General features: G+C 71.0%; 22 protein-coding genes and 1 tRNA gene. 10 read left to right on the forward strand and 13 right to left on the reverse strand.

The window, feature by feature from the left end:
- Positions 1-42 precede the first annotated feature (42 nt).
- Genes ACFQRI_RS07780 through ACFQRI_RS07790 form a run of 3 tightly spaced genes read left to right on the forward strand, consistent with a single transcriptional unit; the run spans position 43 to position 1,670 of the window.
- Positions 43-480, forward strand: a complete 438-nt coding sequence (locus ACFQRI_RS07780; RefSeq protein ID WP_380666039.1) for a roadblock/LC7 domain-containing protein — start codon at positions 43-45, stop codon at positions 478-480.
- Between the two features lie 7 nt (positions 481-487).
- Positions 488-1,063, forward strand: a complete 576-nt coding sequence (locus ACFQRI_RS07785) for a DUF742 domain-containing protein (RefSeq protein WP_380666041.1) — start codon at positions 488-490, stop codon at positions 1,061-1,063.
- Positions 1,044-1,670, forward strand: coding sequence for a GTP-binding protein (locus tag ACFQRI_RS07790; RefSeq protein WP_380666043.1), 627 nt, complete (start codon positions 1,044-1,046; stop codon positions 1,668-1,670). The genes ACFQRI_RS07785 and ACFQRI_RS07790 overlap by 20 nt, the downstream gene beginning before the upstream one ends.
- Before the next feature lie 58 nt (positions 1,671-1,728).
- On the opposite strand, the gene ACFQRI_RS07795 is transcribed toward ACFQRI_RS07790, so the two are convergent.
- Positions 1,729-2,535 carry an SAM-dependent methyltransferase gene (locus ACFQRI_RS07795; protein ID WP_380666044.1) on the reverse strand — a complete coding sequence of 269 codons (807 nt, stop codon included), beginning with the start codon at positions 2,533-2,535 and terminating at the stop codon, positions 1,729-1,731.
- Between the two features lie 132 nt (positions 2,536-2,667).
- Here ACFQRI_RS07795 and ACFQRI_RS07800 point away from each other — a divergent pair, with 132 nt between their 5' ends.
- Complete coding sequence (locus tag ACFQRI_RS07800) at positions 2,668-3,411, forward strand: SDR family NAD(P)-dependent oxidoreductase (RefSeq protein ID WP_380666045.1); 744 nt, start codon at positions 2,668-2,670, stop codon at positions 3,409-3,411.
- 58 nt (positions 3,412-3,469) lie between these two features.
- On the opposite strand, the gene ACFQRI_RS07805 is transcribed toward ACFQRI_RS07800, so the two are convergent.
- The 3 genes from ACFQRI_RS07805 to ACFQRI_RS07815 all read right to left on the reverse strand — a co-directional run bounded on the left by ACFQRI_RS07805 (position 3,470) and on the right by ACFQRI_RS07815 (position 5,832).
- Complete coding sequence (locus ACFQRI_RS07805; protein WP_380666047.1) at positions 3,470-4,213, reverse strand: dienelactone hydrolase family protein; 744 nt, start codon at positions 4,211-4,213, stop codon at positions 3,470-3,472.
- A 143-nt stretch (positions 4,214-4,356) separates the two neighbouring features.
- Positions 4,357-5,379, reverse strand: coding sequence for a peroxidase-related enzyme (locus ACFQRI_RS07810; RefSeq protein ID WP_380666049.1), 1,023 nt, complete (start codon positions 5,377-5,379; stop codon positions 4,357-4,359).
- A 54-nt stretch (positions 5,380-5,433) separates the two neighbouring features.
- Positions 5,434-5,832 (reverse strand): VOC family protein, encoded by a 399-nt coding sequence (locus tag ACFQRI_RS07815; protein ID WP_380666051.1) that lies wholly within the window; start codon positions 5,830-5,832, stop codon positions 5,434-5,436.
- Positions 5,833-5,929: 97 nt separating this feature from the next.
- Between ACFQRI_RS07815 and ACFQRI_RS07820 the strand changes: the two genes are divergently transcribed.
- Together ACFQRI_RS07820 and ACFQRI_RS07825 are read left to right on the forward strand one after the other, a co-directional pair.
- Entirely contained in the window at positions 5,930-6,886 is a 957-nt protein-coding gene (locus ACFQRI_RS07820) for a nucleoside hydrolase (protein ID WP_380666053.1), read from the forward strand.
- Between the two features lie 208 nt (positions 6,887-7,094).
- Positions 7,095-7,631, forward strand: a complete 537-nt coding sequence (locus ACFQRI_RS07825; RefSeq protein ID WP_380666055.1) for an HD domain-containing protein — start codon at positions 7,095-7,097, stop codon at positions 7,629-7,631.
- Between the two features lie 116 nt (positions 7,632-7,747).
- On the opposite strand, the gene ACFQRI_RS07830 is transcribed toward ACFQRI_RS07825, so the two are convergent.
- Together ACFQRI_RS07830 and ACFQRI_RS07835 are read right to left on the reverse strand one after the other, a co-directional pair.
- Positions 7,748-8,143 (reverse strand): putative immunity protein, encoded by a 396-nt coding sequence (locus tag ACFQRI_RS07830; RefSeq protein WP_380666057.1) that lies wholly within the window; start codon positions 8,141-8,143, stop codon positions 7,748-7,750.
- Between the two features lie 62 nt (positions 8,144-8,205).
- The gene (locus ACFQRI_RS07835) at positions 8,206-9,717 is read right to left on the reverse strand and encodes an aldehyde dehydrogenase family protein (protein WP_380666059.1); all 1,512 of its coding nucleotides are present in this window, start codon (positions 9,715-9,717) and stop codon (positions 8,206-8,208) included.
- A 134-nt stretch (positions 9,718-9,851) separates the two neighbouring features.
- Here ACFQRI_RS07835 and ACFQRI_RS07840 point away from each other — a divergent pair, with 134 nt between their 5' ends.
- From ACFQRI_RS07840 to ACFQRI_RS07855, 4 genes are all read left to right on the forward strand, one after another.
- Positions 9,852-10,436: a TetR/AcrR family transcriptional regulator gene (locus ACFQRI_RS07840; RefSeq protein WP_380666061.1), complete on the forward strand. Its 585-nt coding sequence runs from the start codon at positions 9,852-9,854 to the stop codon at positions 10,434-10,436.
- A gap of 183 nt (positions 10,437-10,619) precedes the next feature.
- A complete protein-coding gene (locus tag ACFQRI_RS07845; RefSeq protein ID WP_380666063.1) occupies positions 10,620-12,671 on the forward strand; it encodes an EAL domain-containing protein in 2,052 nt (683 codons plus the stop codon).
- Positions 12,672-12,770: 99 nt separating this feature from the next.
- The gene (locus ACFQRI_RS07850) at positions 12,771-13,229 is read left to right on the forward strand and encodes a hypothetical protein (protein ID WP_380666064.1); all 459 of its coding nucleotides are present in this window, start codon (positions 12,771-12,773) and stop codon (positions 13,227-13,229) included.
- 384 nt (positions 13,230-13,613) lie between these two features.
- Entirely contained in the window at positions 13,614-13,931 is a 318-nt protein-coding gene (locus tag ACFQRI_RS07855) for a hypothetical protein (protein ID WP_380666067.1), read from the forward strand.
- A gap of 9 nt (positions 13,932-13,940) precedes the next feature.
- Here the strand turns inward: ACFQRI_RS07855 and ACFQRI_RS07860 are convergent, their stop codons facing one another.
- From ACFQRI_RS07860 to rpsN, 7 genes are all read right to left on the reverse strand, one after another.
- Positions 13,941-14,456 (reverse strand): DUF3291 domain-containing protein, encoded by a 516-nt coding sequence (locus tag ACFQRI_RS07860; protein ID WP_380666069.1) that lies wholly within the window; start codon positions 14,454-14,456, stop codon positions 13,941-13,943.
- 45 nt (positions 14,457-14,501) lie between these two features.
- Positions 14,502-14,873: an ArsC/Spx/MgsR family protein gene (locus ACFQRI_RS07865; protein WP_380666071.1), complete on the reverse strand. Its 372-nt coding sequence runs from the start codon at positions 14,871-14,873 to the stop codon at positions 14,502-14,504.
- A gap of 114 nt (positions 14,874-14,987) precedes the next feature.
- Positions 14,988-15,060, reverse strand: a tRNA-Arg gene (locus ACFQRI_RS07870).
- 53 nt (positions 15,061-15,113) lie between these two features.
- Entirely contained in the window at positions 15,114-16,589 is a 1,476-nt protein-coding gene (locus tag ACFQRI_RS07875; protein ID WP_380666073.1) for a GGDEF domain-containing protein, read from the reverse strand.
- Positions 16,590-16,648: 59 nt separating this feature from the next.
- The gene (gene bluB / locus ACFQRI_RS07880) at positions 16,649-17,326 is read right to left on the reverse strand and encodes a 5,6-dimethylbenzimidazole synthase (RefSeq protein WP_380666075.1); all 678 of its coding nucleotides are present in this window, start codon (positions 17,324-17,326) and stop codon (positions 16,649-16,651) included.
- Between the two features lie 112 nt (positions 17,327-17,438).
- Complete coding sequence (rpsR, locus tag ACFQRI_RS07885) at positions 17,439-17,666, reverse strand: 30S ribosomal protein S18 (protein ID WP_380666426.1); 228 nt, start codon at positions 17,664-17,666, stop codon at positions 17,439-17,441.
- A 5-nt stretch (positions 17,667-17,671) separates the two neighbouring features.
- Complete coding sequence (gene rpsN, locus ACFQRI_RS07890; protein WP_380666077.1) at positions 17,672-17,977, reverse strand: 30S ribosomal protein S14; 306 nt, start codon at positions 17,975-17,977, stop codon at positions 17,672-17,674.
- Positions 17,978-17,983: the final 6 nt, after the last annotated feature.

Consider the following 17,983-nt stretch of genomic DNA (forward strand, 5'->3'; position numbering starts at 1 on the left):
CTCACGAACACGTGATCACCTCGGCAACGAACAGGAGGTTGCATGAGCGCACAGACTATTTCTCGCAGGTTCGGCTGGCTGATCACGGACTTCACCGAGCGCGTGGCCGGTGTGGCGCACGCGATCGTGGTCTCCGCTGACGGGATGGTGCTGACCGCCTCGGCCACGCTGCCCCGCGACCGCGCGGATCAGCTGGCGGCGGTGTCCTCGGGCCTGCTGAGCCTGACCCAGGGGTCGGCGAAGTGCTTCGAGGCCGGTGAGGTGATTCAGACCATAGTCGAGATGGATCGTGGCACCCTGTTGCAGATGGGGATCAGCGACGGTTCGTGCCTTACGGTGCTCGCGGCGCCGCAGTGCGACATGGGTCTGATCGCCTACGAGATGACCATGCTGGTGGAGCGGGTCGGCCAGATGCTGACCCCGGAGATCCGCAACCAGCTGCAGCAGAACAACAACCCCGTCTCGGGTCAGTTGGTGTGAGGGAACGATGAGCAGACGCTCGGAATACCCGCGTCGGGACCGAAGACGGGCCAACTCGGGCGACGACAGCTTCGCTGACGTCGTCAACGGGTTCACGTTCGGCAAGCGGGCCAAGCGCAGGGAACCGGACACCGAGCCGGTGGAACAGCCCGCGCAGCGCCCGCCCGAGCCGGAGCCGGACCCCTACGAGCGGATGCGGCAGCGCGCGCAGTCCGAGGACCCGGCCGACGTGGTGCAGGAGACCCCCGCGGCATCCAGCATCCGGTCCTACACCTGGACCGGGGGACGCACGAAGTCCAACTACGAGTTCGCCATCGAGACCCTGGTCTCGGTCGGCGAGAACTACCGGCCCGGCGCACCGGTCCGGCTGGAGCACCAGTCGATCGCCGAGCTGTGCCAACAACCCCGTTCGGTCGCCGAGGTGGGGGCGCTGCTTTCGGTTCCGATCGGGGTCGCCCGCGTGCTGCTGGCGGACATGGCCGAGCTGGGACTGATCACCGTCCACCAGACGGTGAGCGAAAGCGGCAGCGCACCACACATGATGTTGATGGAAAGGGTTTTGAGTGGACTCCGTCGGCTATAGCGCGCCCCAGGTCGGCTCGATGCCGCAGGCCGCCAACCGGGGTGGCACCAGCTCGACTTCGGCGAAGATCGTCGTCGCGGGCGGTTTCGGTGTGGGTAAAACTACGTTCGTCGGCTCGGTCTCGGAGATTGTTCCGCTGACCACCGAAGCGGTCATGACGGAGGCCTCCCGGGGCGTTGACGACCTCGACAACACCCCGGACAAGACCACCACGACCGTGGCCATGGACTTCGGCCGCATCTCGCTGGCCGACGACCTGATCCTCTACCTGTTCGGCACGCCCGGGCAGCAGCGGTTCTGGTTCATGTGGGACGACCTCGTCCGCGGCGCCATCGGCGCGGTGGTGCTCGTCGACACCCGCCGGCTGGCCGACTCGTTCTCCGCGATCGACTTCTTCGAGGACCGCGGCCTGCCCTACCTGGTGGGCGTCAACTGCTTCGACGGGCAGATGCTGCACTCGCTGGAGCAGGTCCGCGAGGCGATGGCCATCGGTCCGGAAGTGCCGATCGGCCCGGTCGACGCGCGCGATCGCGAGTCGACCAAGCGGACCCTGATCGGGCTCGTCGAGCACGCGATGCGGCACTGGACGCAGCGCCAGGGCATGTGAGCCCGACGCGAAGAGGGGGCGCCTCCAGCGGGAAGCGCCCCCTTCGGGTTCCGGGTGCTCAGCTCTTCCGCGCCACCCCGCCGAGCAGGTTGTACTCGCCGGTGGAGGGTTCGGTCAGGCGCGGGCCGTCGGGCCACCAGTCGAAGAGGTGGACCAGCCCGGGCTCGATCATCTCCAAGCCGTCGAACAGCGCCGCGACCTCGTCGCGGCTTCGGTAGTAGCAGCTGCCCATCATCGCGTTGAACTTCTGCTGGGACTCCTCGGCCAACCGCGCGCTCGCGCTGCCGTCGCGCGGGTCGCGCAGGTGCGAGATCGCCAGGTAGGAGCCGGCGGCCACCGCATCCAGGTAGGCGTGCACGATCCCGCTCGGGTCCTCCTCGTCGGTGACGTGGTGCAGCGTGTTGCTGTGGATGACGCCGATCGGCCGGTCCAGGTCGAGGTGGCGGGCCGCCTCGGCGAGCACCGCTTCCGGATCGCGCAGGTCGGCGACGGCGAAGTGGGTGCACTCGTTCTCCTCCAGCAGCGCGCGCCCGTGCGCGGCCACCGACGGGTCGTTGTCCACGTACACCACGGTCGCGTCGCGGGTGGTGCGCTGCGCGGCCTGGTGGGTGTTCTCCGCGGTCGGCAGACCGGAGCCGAGGTCGAGGAACTGGTCGATCCCGGCGTTGCCGGCCATGAAGCGCACGACCCGGATCAGCCATGCGCGGCACTGCTTGCCGACCGCGACCGCCTCCGGGGCCACCTCCTGGATGGTGCGCAGCACCTCGCGATCGACCTCGAAGTTGTCCTTGCCGCCCACGAAGGCGTCGTAAACCCGCGCGATGCTGGGCTTTCTGGTGTCGATCCGGGGCTGGGCCTCTGGCATGACGAAGATTCCGCTCGCTGGTACCGGGAAAACGATCAGCGCCAAGAGTATTCGGGGCGGTGCGGCCGGTACACATCGGTCGAAGGGGTGCACCGCGATCGGCCCGGCGCGGGTGGTGGCAGGATTGTCGCCGTGAGCGGAGCGGTACTGATCCTGGGCGGCCGGAGCGAGATCGGCGTGGCGGTGGCCGAGCGCCTGGTGCGCGACAGCAACGGCACGGTGATCCTGGCGGCGCGGCGATCCGGCGACCTCGACGCCGAGGAGGCCGCGGTCCGCAAGGCCGGCGCGACCGAGGTGGTGCGCGCCGAGTTCGACGCGGCGCAGCTCGACACCCACGAGGAGCTGCTGCGCGAGCTGCTGCGCCGGCACGGGCCGATCGGCACCGCCGTGATCTCCTTCGGCATCCTCGGCGACCAGCAGCGCGCCGAGGCCGACGCCGCGCACGCGGTCGACGTGGTGCACATCGACTACGTCGCGCACGTCAACGTGCTCACCCACCTGGCCAACCTGCTGCGCGAGCAGGGCAGCGGCCGGATCGCGGTGTTCTCCTCGGTCGCCGGTGCGCGGGTGCGCCGCGCCAACTACGTCTACGGCTCGGCCAAGGCCGGCTTGGACGGCTTCGCCAGCGGGCTGGCCGACGCGCTGGTCGGCTCCGGGGTGTCCCTGTCGATCATCCGGCCCGGCTTCGTGATCGGGCGGATGACCAAGGGCATGTCCCCGGCGCCGTGGTCGAGCACCCCGGACCAGGTCGCCGACGCCGCCGTCGCCGCGGTCCGGAAGGGGCGCAGGGTGGTGTGGGTGCCGGGCATCCTGCGCTGGGTCTTCGCCGTCATGCGGCTGGTCCCGCAGCCGATCTGGCGCCGCATGCCGCGCTGATCCGTCCCCGCGGGGGTTCGGACGCCGGCGGTGGCGCCCGAACCGCGCGAACCTCCTCCTACGTCGTGGGCGGGCGGCGCCGCGGTTCCGGCGGCTTGAAGTGCCCGCCATCGGGTCCGGTGGCGCGGTTCGTCCCGGCCCCGAGGTACTTGCAGAACCAGGAGCCGGCCAGTTCGGAGACCTTCTCGAGCGCCCCGGGCTCCTCGAACAGGTGCCCGGCGTGCTGCACGATCTCGATCTGCACGTCGGCCTTGCGCAGCGAGGTGAGCAGCGAGACGGCCTGGCGGTTGAGGTTGAGCACCTCGCGGTCGTTGCTGCCCACGATCAGCAGCGTCGGGGACTGCACCTCGGCGAGCCCTTCGCCCCCGAGGTCGGGTCGGCCGCCCCTGGAGACGACGGCCGAGATCCGCTCGGGTCGGCGAGCGGCGGCCTTCATCGCGGCGGCCGCGCCGGTGCTGGCGCCGAACAGGCCCACCGGCATGCCGCGGGTCGCCTCCCACTGGTTGAGCTGGTCGATCGCGGGCTCGAGCCGTTCGGCGAGCAGCTCGATGTCGAAGCGCAGCTCCTGCGTGCGCGCGTCGTACCGGGCTTCCTCGGGCGTGAGCATGTCCAGCAGCAGGGTGCCGAAGCCCGCGTTCTGCAGCGACTCGGCGACAGCGCGGTTGCGCGGGCTGCGCCGCGAGCTGCCGGACCCGTGCGCGAACAAGACGACCGCCCGGGCAGGCGGTGGCATGACGAGATCTCCTTCGAGATCCCCGGCGGGGGTTTTCACGGTCATCGGCTCGGTGGTGAGTTGAGCCATCTGTGCCTCCTAGAGGGTCCGTGCGCACCGACTACCCCGTCGGCGGAATCGCGACGCGTGGTCGCGTTTCCCACTGTGACCCCACGGCCCCATGATCGCCGGAGAAACCTCCGTTCGCAGTAGTCCGCGCGGGAATGTCCTGCTCAGGAAGGCCGCACGGCGTTGCCCAAGGCCATGATCAACCGGTTGTCCCAGGCGAACATGGAGGCCACCGCGACCAGGTCGTGCACGTCGTCGGCGTCCAACCCCGCCTGGTGCAGCCGCCGCACGTCGGGCTCGGCGAGCGCGGCGGGGGTGCGCGCGAGCTTGCCCGCGGCGTCGACGACGGCGCGCAGCTGCGGGTCGGCGATCGCGGCGGGGCCGGCCTCGGCGAGCACCACGGCGGTCAGCCGATCCCCGGAGAGCTCGACCTGCCGGCGTCCGTGCACGCCGCAGCAGTACTCGCAGCCGTTGACGAGCGAGGTCGCCAGCGCCGCGAGCTCCCGGTCGGCCCGGTCCAGCGAGCCGCGGCCGGCCATGATCGCCTCGCGCAGCGCGGTCTGCGCCGCGAGCGCGGCCGGATCGTGCCGCAGCGTGCTGGCGAACTGGTCGTCACCGCTCGACCCCTCGATCCGCGATGCCCACTTGAGCTGCGGAAACGCTTCTTCGGGTGTGGAGAGGTCGCCGCCGTCGGCGCTGCACCCGGCCTCGATGACCACACCGGCCTCGGCGGCCGGACCGTCCCCGCAGCCGGCCACCAGCCGCAGCCCGGACAGCAGCCGGGAGCGGAAGCTCGCGTAGGCGGCGACCTGGGTGGCGGCCACGACCTGCGCGCTCGAGAAGTGCTCGCGCAGGTCGGCGATCTCGTCGGTCCCGACGTCGGCGGGGTCGAGCGCGACCTGCTCGCAGTAGGCCAGCAGCTCCTGCGTCGGCTCGGGCAGCGAGCCCCACCGCTCCACGTCGCGGACCACCTCGGCGTCGTCGATCTCGGCGGCGAGCTCGTCGGCGCAGGCGTGGTCGTCGTTGACCAGCGCGACCCTCAGGGCGATGCGCAGCCGGTCGGAGGTCGTCACCAGCGACTGGTCGGAGGGGCGGAGGACGGCCGCGTCCGCGCGCTCGGCGTTCTCGCGCACGTCCGGCCGGAGCGCGGACAGCATCTCGGAGGCGTGGTCGCCGATGGTCGTCATGGGGCTCCCAATCAAGCTAGAACGGCTTGGGGAACCTTAGCGGGACAAGATCGTTCAGCGGTGCGGGAGGTTGAGCTGCCAGGAGACGCCGAACCGGTCGGCGACCCACCCGAACTTCTCGCTGAACCCGTAGTCGCCCAGCGGCATGAGCGCGGTGCCGCCCTCGGCCAGCGCCGCGTAGGCGCGGTCCAGCTCGGCCTCGCTGTCGAAGTCGACGAACGAGGAGGTCGACGGGGTGAACCCGAAGTCGTGCACCGGCGGGGAGTTGAAGCACATGAACCGGTTCCCGCACAGCGTGAAGACGGCGAGCTGCACCGCTCCCTCCTCGCCGGGGCCGTCCGGGCCCCAGCGGCTGACGTCGAGCACCTCGCCGCCGAAGACGTCGAGGTAGAAGTCCATGGCTTCCTCCGCCTTTCCGTCCTGGAACATCAGGTAGGTGCTGATCTGCGTCATCTGCGTCTCCAGCGCTGGTGGCGGGGCGGTCTGCCGGGCGAGTATTGCGGGTGATCGCTGCCGCGGCACGCGGACCCCACCCGGAGGAGCTGACGACATGATCCCGCTGGTGATCGACACCGACACCGCCCAGGACGACTGCATCGCCCTGCTGGCCGGCCTGCTCGACCCGGAGGCCGAGCTGCGCGCGATCACCGTGGTCGCCGGCAACGTCGGCTTCGACCACCAAGTTCGCAACGCCTTCCTCACCCTCGACGCCGCGGGCCGGCTCGGCGAGGTCCCGATCCACCTCGGCTGCCGCCGTCCGCTGGTGCGTCCGTGGGAGAGCGCGGAGAACGTCCACGGCGACGGCGTCGGCGGCCTGACCATGGACTTCACCGGTTGCGAGCCGAACCCCGAGCACGCCGTCGACGCGCTCATCCGCCTCGCGGCGGAATCTCCCGGCGAGCTGACCGTCGTCTGCATCGGCCCGCTGACCAACATCGCCACCGCCGCGGTCAAGGACCCGGGGTTCGTCGACAACGTCAAGGCGCTGCACGTCATGGGCGGCTCCAACAACGCCCGGGGCAACATCACCGCAGCAGCCGAGTTCAACTTCTACGTCGACCCCGAGGCGGCCAAGACGGTGTTCGCGGCGGGCTTCGACATCACGGTCATCCCCTGGGCACCGCTGACCCTGGAGCGCGCGGTCTTCGGGCAGCCGCAGCTCGACGAGATCGAAGCCCTCGCCACCCCGCTCTCGGAGTTCTTCACCCGCGTCTGCGCGGCAACCCTCGAATTCGACCGCAGCGTCGGCATCGACGGCACCACCCACCCGGACTCCCTGACGGTGGCAGCTCTCCTGCACCCCGAACTGGTCACCCGCACCGGCCGCTACCACGTCGACGTGGAAACCGCCGGCGACCTCACCCGCGGCTACGCCGCCATGTCCTGGGGCGTCCACGGCCTGGAACCCAACGCCACAGTGGTCGAAGACGCGGACGCAGCGGGCTTCTTCGCCTACATCACAGGGCTCCTGGGCGCCGAGACGCCCGCGCCGCGAAGCGCGCGCTGACGAAACCGCGCGGCAACGTCGCAGTTTGGCCGGAAACCACACCCCGGGGGCGTGGTTTCCGGCCAAACTGCGACGAGCGTGCCTCCGCCGACTTCGAACACGGACGCGATGGTGACGACCGACGTCGCCTCGTGGCAGGGGTTTCCAGGCGGGAGCGGGTCGCGGTGTGACGACGGTCCTCGCTCCGCGTCATCGTTACCGTCGTCGCATGGCGTTGGTCGAGTGGGCCTTCGAAGTGGCGCGGGGGAAGTTGGCCGAGGTGCTTCCGAGGCGGTGGGCGCACGTTCAGGGGGTTGCCGCGCGGGCGCGGGAGGTGGCCGGTGCTGTCGGTGACGACGCGAGCTTGCTGGAAGCGGCTGCGGTGCTGCACGACGTGGGTTATGCGCCGGATCTCGCGATCACCGGTTTCCACCCGCTCGACGGTGCTCGGTACCTGGAGCGCATCGGTGCGCCGGATCGGCTCGCGCACCTGGTCGCGCACCACTCCTGCGCGGTGCTGGACGCGCGGCTCCGGGGGTTGGAGGGCGAGCTCGCCGACTACGTCGACGAGCGGACGGCTGCGCGGGATGCGCTCTGGTGCTGCGACCTGACGACCACGCCCGATGGCGAGGCCACCGACGCGCGGGATCGGATCGCGGAGATCGAGCAGCGGTACGGGCCGGGCGATGTCGTGACGACCTTCATCGCCGAAGCCGCACCCGAACTGCTGGCCGCTGTGGAGCGGACCCGGGAACGGGTCGGTTAGGGGTCGAAGACCGACCAGCAGGTCTCGTTGCGCCGCCGCTGGTCCTCCAGCACGAGCTCGCGCAGCGCGTCCGGGAGATGGTCGCGCTGCCACCGGCATTCCGCTCGCCGGGCGCTCTACGCCTCCGCGGGCGGTGCCGCCGCGCGCGCCGCCTCGATCGCGCAGGCCGCCGCGCCCAGGTCGTGCTCGGGGACGTGCGCGACGACGGCTGCCCGGCCGGCCGCGAACGCGGCGTGCCGGGCGGCTCCGCGCAACGGTCGCGCCGCTGCCATCGCGTGACCTCCGGCCGTGCGGGATTCCCACATCCCGATCTCGCCTCGGGTCCACGCCCGGATCTGCGCGATCGCTTCGCGCGGTCTCGCGTCCGCGGGCCGCTCGGCCTCGAAGAGGGGCAGCACGTGCTCGGCGCAGGTGGCCGCCCGCAGCGCGAGCGACCGGTGATCGGCGTCCGCGAGCGTTCCGCCGCGTCGGATCGTGACGAGACGCGGGTCGCGGACCTCCGGCAGGATCACGGTCCCGCGGTTCCGGCGGAATGCATGGTGCCAAGGTACCGAGGTGCCCGGTGGCCGAACTGCTAGCGCAGCAGCCTTCGCACCAGCTTGCTGCCGAAGCCGTGGCGGATGAGGCCTTCGAGGTCGCGGACGGTCTTGTCCGTGTACGGGTACCAGATGCTCTCGCGCTTCGCCCTGCCCCGGGAGAGCAGGACCGGTTGCGGGTGGGTGAAGCCGCGCAGCGAGTGCACGCCGTTGACCTGGCCGAGGCCGCTGTTCTTGCGCCCGCCGAACGGGGCCTCGGGAACGCCGTAGATCACCGCCGCGTCGTTGTGCACCACCGAGCCCGTGGTCATCCTCGCGGCGATGCGCTCGGCCCTGGCCTGCGAGGTGGTGAACACGCTGCCGCCCAGGCCGTAGTCGGAGTCGTTGGCCAGCCGGATCGCCTCGTCCTCGTCGCGGACGCGCATGATGCTGGCGACCGGGCCGAAGGTCTCCTCGCGCATCAGCGCCATCCCGTGGTCGGCGCCGGTGACCACGGTGGGCTGGAAGTGCAGGCCGTCGCCCTCGGCGGCCGAACCGCCCAGCAGCACTTCGGCGCCGCGCTGCTCGGCGTCGCGCACGTGGCGGTCGACGACCTCTGCCTGGCGGTCGAAGAACAGCGGGCCCACGTCCTCGCCGGGGCGCATCCGGGAGGCCTTCTCGGCGACCAGGCGGATGAACTCGTCGGCCACCGAATCCACCACGTAGATCCGCTCGACGCTCAGGCAGACCTGGCCGGTGTTGAACATCGACAGGTACACCGCGCCCGCGGCCGCGCGCTCCAGGTCGGCGTCGGCGCAGACGATCATCGCGTCCTTGCCGCCGAGCTCCAGGGTGCAGGGGGTGAGCTTCTCGGCGCAGGCCGCGGCGATCCTGCGGCCGGTGCCCACGCTGCCGGTGAAGGCGATCTTGCCGACCTCGGAGTCGACCAGCGCCGCGCCCGTCGAGCCGTCGCCGTGCACCACCTGCACGACGTCCTCCGGGACGCCCGCCTCGCGCAGGACGCGCACCGCGAACTCGCCCGAACGCGGCGTCACCTCGGAGGGTTTGAGCACCACCGCGTTGCCGGCCAGCAGCGCCTGCACCGTCGGGTTCAACGACAGGACGAACGGGCCGTTCCACGGCGTGATCACCCCGACCACGCCCAGCGGCTGGTAGTTGATCCGGAGCTTCTTCATCGGCAGCAGGTAGCCGTGCAACCCGCGCTTCTCGGTGCGCAGGTCCCTCGGGGCGCGCTTGCACCAGTAGTTGACGAAGTCGCAGGCCGGTACCAGCTCGATGGCCAGGGCCTCCACCCGCGGCTTGCCGGTCTCGGCGCGGACCTGCTCGACGATCTCCTCGCGTCGCGCCACCAGCACGTCCACCGCGCGGCGCAGGATCGCGGCGCGTTCGGCCACCGGCCGCCGGGCCCAGGCCGGCTGCGCCGCGCGGGCGCGTTCCACGGCCGCGTCGACCTCGGCCGTGCTGCTGATGTCCAGGTCTTCGAGGTGCCTGCCGTCCTCGGGGCTGCTCAGGCGGAGTCGGCTGGAGTCGAGCGGCTGCACGATGGCCATGTTCCGGTTCCTCCGAGTCGGGAACGCGTTGCGGCGGCCGGAGGCGGGCCTCGGCCGTCATACAGGAATACTGTATTTGTATGATCGTGTGGTGGCAACGCTCCGAGCCGCCGACCGGAGTGGATACTCGAAGGATGAAGCGACCGGCCTGGAACGGGGCGCCGCCGCGCGATGGCGAGGAGGCCAAGGAGCGGATCATCGACGCGGCCATGCGCTGCATCGACCGCCGCGGCGCCAAGACGAGCCTGTCGGAGGTGGCCGCCGAGCTGGGGGTCATCCGCCAGACCGTCTACCGCTACTTCCCGAGCACCGAGGAGCTGTTCAGCGCCGTCGGCTACGCCGCGGTCAACAGCTACCTGGACCGGCTCGTCGCACACCTCGCCGGCATCACCGAGGCGGGTGAACTGGCCGTCGAGGCGATGGCCTACACCATCGAGCAGGTGCCCGCCGACCCCTACCTGGGGCTCTTCCTCAACCTCGGGGAGTCCGGCAACTTCTCGCGCGGCGCCACCTCGGCCACCGCCTTCGCCGCCTGCAGGCAGGCCTTCGCCCGCACCGACGTCGACTGGGCTGCGCTGGGATACACCGGCGATCAGCTCGACGAGCTCCTAGAATTCCTGCTGAGAGTGCTGCTGTCGTTCGCCGACGATCCGCTGCCCGGGCGCGACGGTGAGCAACTCCGCGCGTTCCTGCGACGGTGGGTGACTCCGGCGCTGTGACGGTACCGCCAAGCCGCTGAAGTTGATATTGTCACCAGCTCACTCGCCGTGAACGGTGAGGCGGCCCGGAATGGTGGACTTGCCGGGTTCCGCGGCTCTACAACCACATTTCCGGGCCAACCTCGGGGGAAGACGATGGGGCAGCACGAGCCGAGGGCATCCCAGAGTCCCGAACCCTGGGCGGTGCGCGACGGCGCGAAGAAGCTCCTCGCCGCCGAGGACATGCACGACTACGCGATCTACGCGCTGGACGCCGCGGGCAACGTGGCCAGCTGGAACCCCGCTGCGCAGCGGCTCTGCGGCTACACCAGCGGCGAGGTCGTGGGAAAGCACTTCTCGTTGTTCTACCTCCCCGAGCAAGCCGACTCCGGATATCCGTCCTGGGAGCTCGAACGGGCCGCCGAGGACGGGTTCTTCATCGACCGCGGCTGGCGGTTGCGCAAGGACGGCAACCGGTTCTGGGTCCACGTGGTCATCACCGCGCAGCGCAGCCTCACCGGTGAGCTGGACGGCTTCATCAAGGTCGTGCGCAACGAGAGCGCCGCCGAGGCCCGTCGCGAGCGAACCCAGCGCCGCTTCTCCGACCTGTTCGAGCTCACCCCTTCGGCCATCGCGCTGCTCGACGACGACGGCCGGTTCCTGGACGCCAACGGCGCGCTGTGCAGCCTGCTCGGCCATCCGCTTCCCGAGCTGCGCAAACGCACTGGCGAGGACGTGCTGCACCCGGCCGATCCCGGCGGGGCGCTGCTGGCCAGCACCCCGCTGTCGCCCATCCCGCACCGGATCCTGCAGCGCTCGGACGGCGAGCCGGTGCGCTGCCAGGTCTACAGCTCCGCCTCGGTCGGGGACGACGGCAGCCGCTCCTGGCTGGTGATCTTCCACGACGTCACCGCGCAGATCCGGCACGCCGAACTGCTGCGCCACCAGGCCACTCACGACGACCTCACCGGGCTGCTCAACCGCCGCGGTTTCGAGGAGCGGTTGGAAGAGCTGCTGCCGCCGGAGAAGGACGGCCAGGTCGGCGTGGTGTTCTGCGATCTGAACAAGTTCAAGCGGGTCAACGACGCCCTCGGGCACGAGGCCGGCGACCAGCTGCTGCGCGCGGTCGCGCGCAGGCTGCGCGAGCTGCCGGGCAACTGCGAGCCGGCCAGGTTCTACGGCGACGAGTTCGCCATCATCTGCACCGACCTCGACGGGCACGAGGAGCTGGCCGAGCTGACCCGCAGGGTCGCCGCGCTGTTCCGGATGAACGTGCCGCTGCGCGAACGCACCGTGCGCGTGTCGGCGGCGGTCGGCGCCACCGCCGCCGACGTCGACAACACCAGTTCCGACCTGCTGCGCTCGGCCGAGTCGGCGATGCACGAGGACCGGATCAAGGGCTGCGGCCAGATCGGCGTCTCGCAGCGCCCGCAGAATCCCGACCGGGACCAGCTGGCGCTGGAGGAGCGGCTGCGCGAGGACATCGCGGGCGACCGGCTGACCCTGCACTACCAGCCGGTGGTGGCCAACGACGGCACGGTCTCCATCGCCGAGGCCCTGCTGCGCTGGGAACACCCCGAGCTGGGCACGGTCCCGCCGAACGTGGTGCTCGACGTGGCCGCGGAGGGCGGGATGCTCGCGGACCTCGACGTCTGCGTGCTGCGCACCGCGCTGCGCGAGGCGCTCACCTGGCCGGCCTCCGGGGGCAACCCGGTGAAGGTCTCGGTGAACCTCGCGGGACTGCGGCCCGAGCTGCCCGACTTCGCCGACATCGTGCGCGGGGCCATCGAGGAGATCGGCATCCCCGCCGAGCGCGTGGTGCTGGAGATGGTGGAGACCGTGCTCGCCCAGCTGGGCCCCGAACCGCGCGAGGCGATGACCGAGCTGGTCGAGGAGGGCGTGCAGTTCGCCGTCGACGACTTCGGCACCGGGTACTCCTCGCTGGCGCGGATCAAGGAGATGCCCACCCAGATCATCAAGCTGGACCGGATGTTCGTCTCGGGAGTCGGTTCGGACTCCGACGACCTGGGCATCACCCGCGCGGTCACCGAGCTGGCCCGCACCCTCGGGCGCTACTGCATCGCCGAGGGCATCGAGACCAACCCGCAGCACCACCTGCTGCGCGCGGTGGGGGTGGACGCCTACCAGGGGTATCTGTTCACCCGTCCGCTGCCGGCCGAGGACTTCCACGGCTACCTCGCCGAGGCCGAGCGCACGGCCTCCGAACGCCGAGGACCGGTCAAGCGGACCGGCTGATCGGGCGAGTTCGAAAAACTTCCCGGAACCGGTGAACCTCCGATCGGCTCGGGCGTCTTCAGGAGTGAGAGGCGCAAGACACCGGACCGGAGGAACTCGATGCGCGCTGCTGTGCTCGTCGGCGGAATTCTGACCGCCGCGCTTTCCCCGTTCGCGTGCGGCGGCCAGGCGACGCCTGGTGCGACGGGTTCCGCGGATTCCGGGGACGTCGTCAACGTGGCCCAGCAGGTCGCCACGGACGTCCCGAGCGCTCCCGCGCCGAAGCCGGGGGACCGGGTCTTCGACCCGTACCAGGATCCGACGAGCGGCGGCTGGTGGGAGGTCTACGCCCCGACCGGCCCCGATGGCGGCTACCTGGGGGAGATGGACGCCATCAACGCGGTCGGGGAGTACCTGGAGCTGCCGGATTCGGCCAAGCGGGGGCCGAACCACCGCGCCGAGGTGCTCGGTCGGTTCACCTGCGCCGACGTCCGGCAGGAGGGCACCGACCGGGTCGGCTTCCGCTGCGCGCCGCACAACTCCGACCTCGTGGTGATCGCGCTCCCGCAGGCCGGCTGAATTTCCCCCGGTGACCTCTGGGGGAATTCTGGGGAAGATCCCCGGGAACAATTCCGGGGACGCAAATTGGGGGTATGGGCGGTTGGTCCCGCGCGGGCCAACCGCCCATCTGCGTCATTCTGCGAGGACCAAAGCCCCTGTCGCCGCCGCTGCGACGGCGGGACGCTGTGGCTCCGGCCGCAGGTTTGGGGGCGCGAGATGTTCGGATTCCGCGGTGCCGCGTGGTGTTCGGCGGCGGCCCTGCTCTTCGCCGCCGCGTGCACCATCCAGTTCCCGACGACTCCCGGGGCACCGGCTCCGGGACCTCCGGCCGGCCCGGCCGCGCCGAGCGCTCCCGCACCACCTCCACCACCCGTCCCGGCGCCTCCCTCGCCAGCAGCGCAGTTGACGCACGACTGCGAGGTCCTGCTGGAGCGGGGGATGACCTATTCCGGCGTGCTGGGGTATTGGGGTTCGCTGGGTTCGCCGCAGGACATGGACGATGACCGGGACGGTTGGCCGTGCGAGACGATCTACGGCGACCAGAACCCGTCCGCTGCGCCGCCGGCAGCGGAGACGTCGCACGACTGCGAGGTCCTGCTGGGGCGCGGCATGACCTATCCCGAGGTGCTGGGGTATTGGGGTTCGCTGGGTTCGCCGCAGGACATGGACGACGATGGGGACGGTTGGCCGTGCGAGACGATCTACGGCGACCAGAACTAGCTCGGGTCCTCAGGCCGGGCAGAGCCAGTCGTCGGAGCCGCGGGTGACTTGCGAGCCGGGCTCCGCGCCGGGGGGCGGGAAGCTGGTGCGCAAGGTGAACGCGTGCGGAGCGGGGCCGTGCTCGCGCAGGTGCCGGATGCGCTCCTCGGCCTCCCGGGTGCTCGGGCGGTGCCCGGCGGGGACCCACCAGCACGCGGTGTGCGCCTCGCCCATGCGCTCGAACCACTCGCGGCGCCGCTTCAGCACCTGGCGGTGCAGCTCGCCGTAGACGAACTCGGCCAGCGACTCGACATCGCGCCAGACCGACAGGTTGACGATGACGCCGGCGCTGCCGCCCACGTCCCAGTCGAACGCGCTGATCGCGGTGGCGTCACCGTCCTCGGTCTGCAGCCGCCACACGAAACCGCGCGCGGCGTCGGCCGCGGCGTTCACCGGGGCCAGCGCCGACACGAAGTCGGCCAGCTGAGGATCGTCGAGCGGTGCCAGGAGCCGGGAGATGTTGACCTGCGCGAGTTCGTGGGTCACGCCCGGATTCTGGCAACCTCGATCGCGCATGTCACCCGCGAAGCTCTAGTCGCTCGTCTCGGCGGCGATGACGCGAGCGAGGGTTTCGGGGTCGCGCCCGACCACGGTGGTGCTGTCCGAGGCGGTGATGATCGGTCGCTGCACGAGCTTCGGGTTCTCGCTCATCAGCCGGAGCCACTCGTCGCGGTGCCCGGAATCCCTGGGCAGGTCGCGCAGACCGAGCTCCTTCGCCACGGCCTCACCGGTGCGCGCGATGTCCCACGGTTCGAGCCCGAGACGCCCGAGAACCTCGTCGAGCTCCGCGACGCTCGGCGGCTCGTCGAGGTACCGACGCACCACGTACTCCGCGCCGGAAGCCTCCACCTCGGTGACCGCCACCCGGCACTTCGAGCACGCCGGGTTCAACCAGATCTCCATCACGACACGCACAGTACCCGGCGAGCCACTGGGTAGGAGCGAAGCAACGATGGGGGTAAACAAGGGGTCGATCTCGAAACGACCAGGACCCAACGCCGCATACCTGGGGAGAAGCGCCCCCGGCAGGATTCGAACCTGCGACACCGGCTTTAGGAGAGCCGTGCTCTATCCCCTGAGCTACGAGGGCCTGATCGGAGGGTACCTGGCGGGTGCTGCTCGGCTGTGGGCAGGTGGTCGGGGTCAGGCTAGGGCTTCGTTGTCCGGGGTGGCGGCGACGCGATTCCGGCCCGCTCGTTTGGCGCGGTAGAGGGCGATGTCGGCGTTGGCGAAGAGCTCCTGCAGGTCGGCGTAGCCGGCGGTGATGCCGATGCTGACCGTCGGGGGGTTGGTGACGCCGCCGAGGACCAGGCGCCAGTCGTGGGCGTCCACGGCCGCGCGGATGCGTTCGGCTACCACCGGGCCGGCTTCGCGGGGGTCTTCGGAGTCGTCGACCAGCAGCACCACGAACTCGTCGCCGGCCCAGCGGCACAGCAGGTCGCCGGAGCGGCATTCGCGGCGCAGCAGGTTGGCGACCTCCTGGAGCACCACGTCGCCGGCGGGGTGGCCCGCGAAGTCGTTGACGTCCTTGAACCAGTCGACGTCGAGCAGCACCAGCCACGGCTTGCGGCCCTGGGACCGGCAGCGGTCGAGCAGCGACGGGGCGAGGCTCTCCAGGCCGAGGCGGTTGGCGAGCCCGGTGAGCGGGTCCCGCAGCGCCGCTTCCTGGGCCTCCAGGGCCACGCGCTGGGTCTGGATGGCCACCCGGCGCTGCTCCAGGGCCTGGCCGAGGCCTTCGGAGAGCAGCTTGATCGACGTGCAGGCGGCCCGGACCGCCACGCGCAGCGCGGCGGCCTCGCCGGACGGGTCGCCGAGCTCGGCGCAGATCGCCGCGAGGTTCCGGGAGAAGCGCAGCATCAGGCCGCTGTCCTGCACCATCTCCGCGCCGTCGAGCGCGCTGTGCGCGTACCCGCGGGCGTCCACCAGCTCGTGGCAATCGTGGCGCAGCTCGGCGAGCACCCAGTTGGCCAGCGCGGCCGCGACGTAGTCCTGGGCGCGGCTGGCCCTGGACAGCGCCTCCTGCGCGGCGGTTTCGGCGGCTTCCCGCTCGCCGAGGCCGGCCAGCGCGCGGGCCTTGCCCGCCAGCGCGGTGCGCTTGACCCGGCCGACGCGGGCGACCTCTTCGGCCTCGGCGCAGCGCTGGCGCGCGATGGCGAACTCCCCCGCGCCGCCGGAGGCGTGCAAGACGCGGGCGATGCCCTCGTTGGCCAGGCAGTACGCCAGCGCATCGGGATCATCGGTGTCGCGGGCGATTTCGACGGCCAGCTCCATCAGGTTCAGCGCGGGGCCGCGGCGACCGATGATCTCCAGCAGGTGGCCGAGCATGCTGATGGTGTGCGCCGAGTCCGAACCGGACGGGTGCTGCAGGTCCATCTCGGTCCAGCCGTCGGTGACCAGCTCCAGCGCCAGCGACAACCGGCCCAGCCGCCAGGCCAGCGACGCGCGGTGCACCAGAACCGTCGACCGGTTCCACCGCGCGTCCACCACGGCTGCTCCGACCGCGATCAACTCGTCGAAGACGGCGTCGGCCTCGTCGAACCTGCCGGAGTCCAGCAGCAGCCGCACCTGGCGGTCCTGCGCCGGAATGTGGCCAACCAGAAGTTGATCGTCCAGCTGCACCGCGACCTCGTCGTGAGCACTCCCTCGCCGTCATCGGTGACGACCTGTCACCCCAAAGACTACCGGGTGCGCCCGCGGCCGTACGCTTCGTAGTGCAGCACCTCGTCCAGCGGCATCCGCTTGCGCCAGCCGTGCTTCTCCAGGTCAGGGGTGTCGGCGAGCTCCCTGACCGGACCCAGGCAGAGCCAGGCGACCGGGCGAACGTCGCCGGGAATCCCCAGCAGGCGGTTCAGGAACTCCTCGCGGTAGAAGCTGACCCAGCCCACGCCCAGGCCCTCGGCGGTCGCGGCCAGCCACAGGTTCTGGATCGCCAGGCACACCGAGTACAGGCCGGCGTCGGCGATCGCGTGCCGGCCCAGCACCTCGGGAGCGCCCCGGTTCGGGTCGTAGGTGACCGCGATGCCGAGCGAGGACTCCACGATGCCCTCGACCTTGATCTTGCTGAAGGTCCCGGCCCGCTCGCCCTCGAGCTGCGCGGCGAACACGCTGCGCTCGGCGAGCACGTGCTCGCGGAACTCGCGGCGGGTGTTCTGGTCCCGGACCAGCACGAAGTCCCACGGCTGCGACAGGCCGACGCTCGGCGCGGTGTGCGCTGCGGTGAGCACCCGGCGCAGCACCGTCTCGGGCACCTCCGCGCCGGTGAACTCGCGTCGCACGTCGCGGCGCCGGTTGATGACCTCGTAGAGGTCGGCGGCGGGGGCGGACTCTGTCAGGCTGGGGCGGTTTCCGGTCTTCATCGGGATCAATGCTGCCCGGATGCCCAGAGTCACCGGGCTCAGGGTCTCGGGTAACCGGGGTGGCGGGCCGCGCGGAGGGTTCAGGTCGACGCGGCCCGCCGGTCTCGGAACCTCAGCGCGACGAGTAGGGCAGCAGGGCCATCTCGCGGGCGTTCTTGATCGCCTTGGCCACCTCGCGCTGCTCCTGCGCGGTCAGGCCGGTGACCCGCCGCGAGCGGATCTTGCCCCGGTCGGAGATGAACTTGCGCAGCAGCGCGGTGTCCTTCCAGTCGACCTCCACGACGCCTTCGCGGCGCAGCAGGTTCGGCTTCGGGCGGCGGGCGGGCTTGCCGTTTCGCATCGTGATCACCAACTCGACTTCGTCACGCCCGGCAGCTCGCCAGCGTGCGCCATCTCGCGCAGCCGCACCCGGGACAGGCCGAACTTGCGGGAGTACCCGCGCGGCCTGCCGTCGACGGCGTCCCGGTTGCGCAACCGCACCGCGCTGGCGTCCCGCGGTTGCTTCCGCAGCTCGCGCTGCGCGGCGGCGCGCTGGTCGTCGGTGCTGCTCGGCGAGGCGATGATCTTCTTCAGCTCGGCTCGCCGCTCGGCGTAGTGCGCCACGACCGCCCGGCGCTGCGCATCGCGGGCGATCTTGGACTTCTTTGCCACTGCTTC

It is taken from the genome of Saccharopolyspora griseoalba, assembly GCF_042665275.1.
Classification (GTDB): Bacteria; Actinomycetota; Actinomycetes; order Mycobacteriales; family Pseudonocardiaceae; genus Saccharopolyspora; species Saccharopolyspora griseoalba.

What these genes read in the sequence shown, in the direction of transcription:
- ACFQRI_RS07865 (WP_380666071.1), bottom strand. Translation starts at nt 14,873, where the DNA reads ATGGAGATCTGGTTGAACCCGGCGTGCTCGAAGTGCCGGGTGGCGGTC.
- bluB (WP_380666075.1), bottom strand. Translation starts at nt 17,326, where the DNA reads ATGAAGACCGGAAACCGCCCCAGCCTGACAGAGTCCGCCCCCGCCGCC.
- rpsR (WP_380666426.1), bottom strand. Translation starts at nt 17,666, where the DNA reads ATGCGAAACGGCAAGCCCGCCCGCCGCCCGAAGCCGAACCTGCTGCGC.
- ACFQRI_RS07815 (WP_380666051.1), bottom strand. Translation starts at nt 5,832, where the DNA reads ATGACGCAGATCAGCACCTACCTGATGTTCCAGGACGGAAAGGCGGAG.
- ACFQRI_RS07835 (WP_380666059.1), bottom strand. Translation starts at nt 9,717, where the DNA reads ATGGCCATCGTGCAGCCGCTCGACTCCAGCCGACTCCGCCTGAGCAGC.
- ACFQRI_RS07825 (WP_380666055.1), top strand. Translation starts at nt 7,095, where the DNA reads ATGGCGTTGGTCGAGTGGGCCTTCGAAGTGGCGCGGGGGAAGTTGGCC.
- ACFQRI_RS07850 (WP_380666064.1), top strand. Translation starts at nt 12,771, where the DNA reads ATGCGCGCTGCTGTGCTCGTCGGCGGAATTCTGACCGCCGCGCTTTCC.
- ACFQRI_RS07785 (WP_380666041.1), top strand. Translation starts at nt 488, where the DNA reads ATGAGCAGACGCTCGGAATACCCGCGTCGGGACCGAAGACGGGCCAAC.
- ACFQRI_RS07810 (WP_380666049.1), bottom strand. Translation starts at nt 5,379, where the DNA reads ATGACGACCATCGGCGACCACGCCTCCGAGATGCTGTCCGCGCTCCGG.
- ACFQRI_RS07795 (WP_380666044.1), bottom strand. Translation starts at nt 2,535, where the DNA reads ATGCCAGAGGCCCAGCCCCGGATCGACACCAGAAAGCCCAGCATCGCG.
- ACFQRI_RS07780 (WP_380666039.1), top strand. Translation starts at nt 43, where the DNA reads ATGAGCGCACAGACTATTTCTCGCAGGTTCGGCTGGCTGATCACGGAC.
- ACFQRI_RS07805 (WP_380666047.1), bottom strand. Translation starts at nt 4,213, where the DNA reads ATGGCTCAACTCACCACCGAGCCGATGACCGTGAAAACCCCCGCCGGG.
- ACFQRI_RS07820 (WP_380666053.1), top strand. Translation starts at nt 5,930, where the DNA reads ATGATCCCGCTGGTGATCGACACCGACACCGCCCAGGACGACTGCATC.
- ACFQRI_RS07840 (WP_380666061.1), top strand. Translation starts at nt 9,852, where the DNA reads ATGAAGCGACCGGCCTGGAACGGGGCGCCGCCGCGCGATGGCGAGGAG.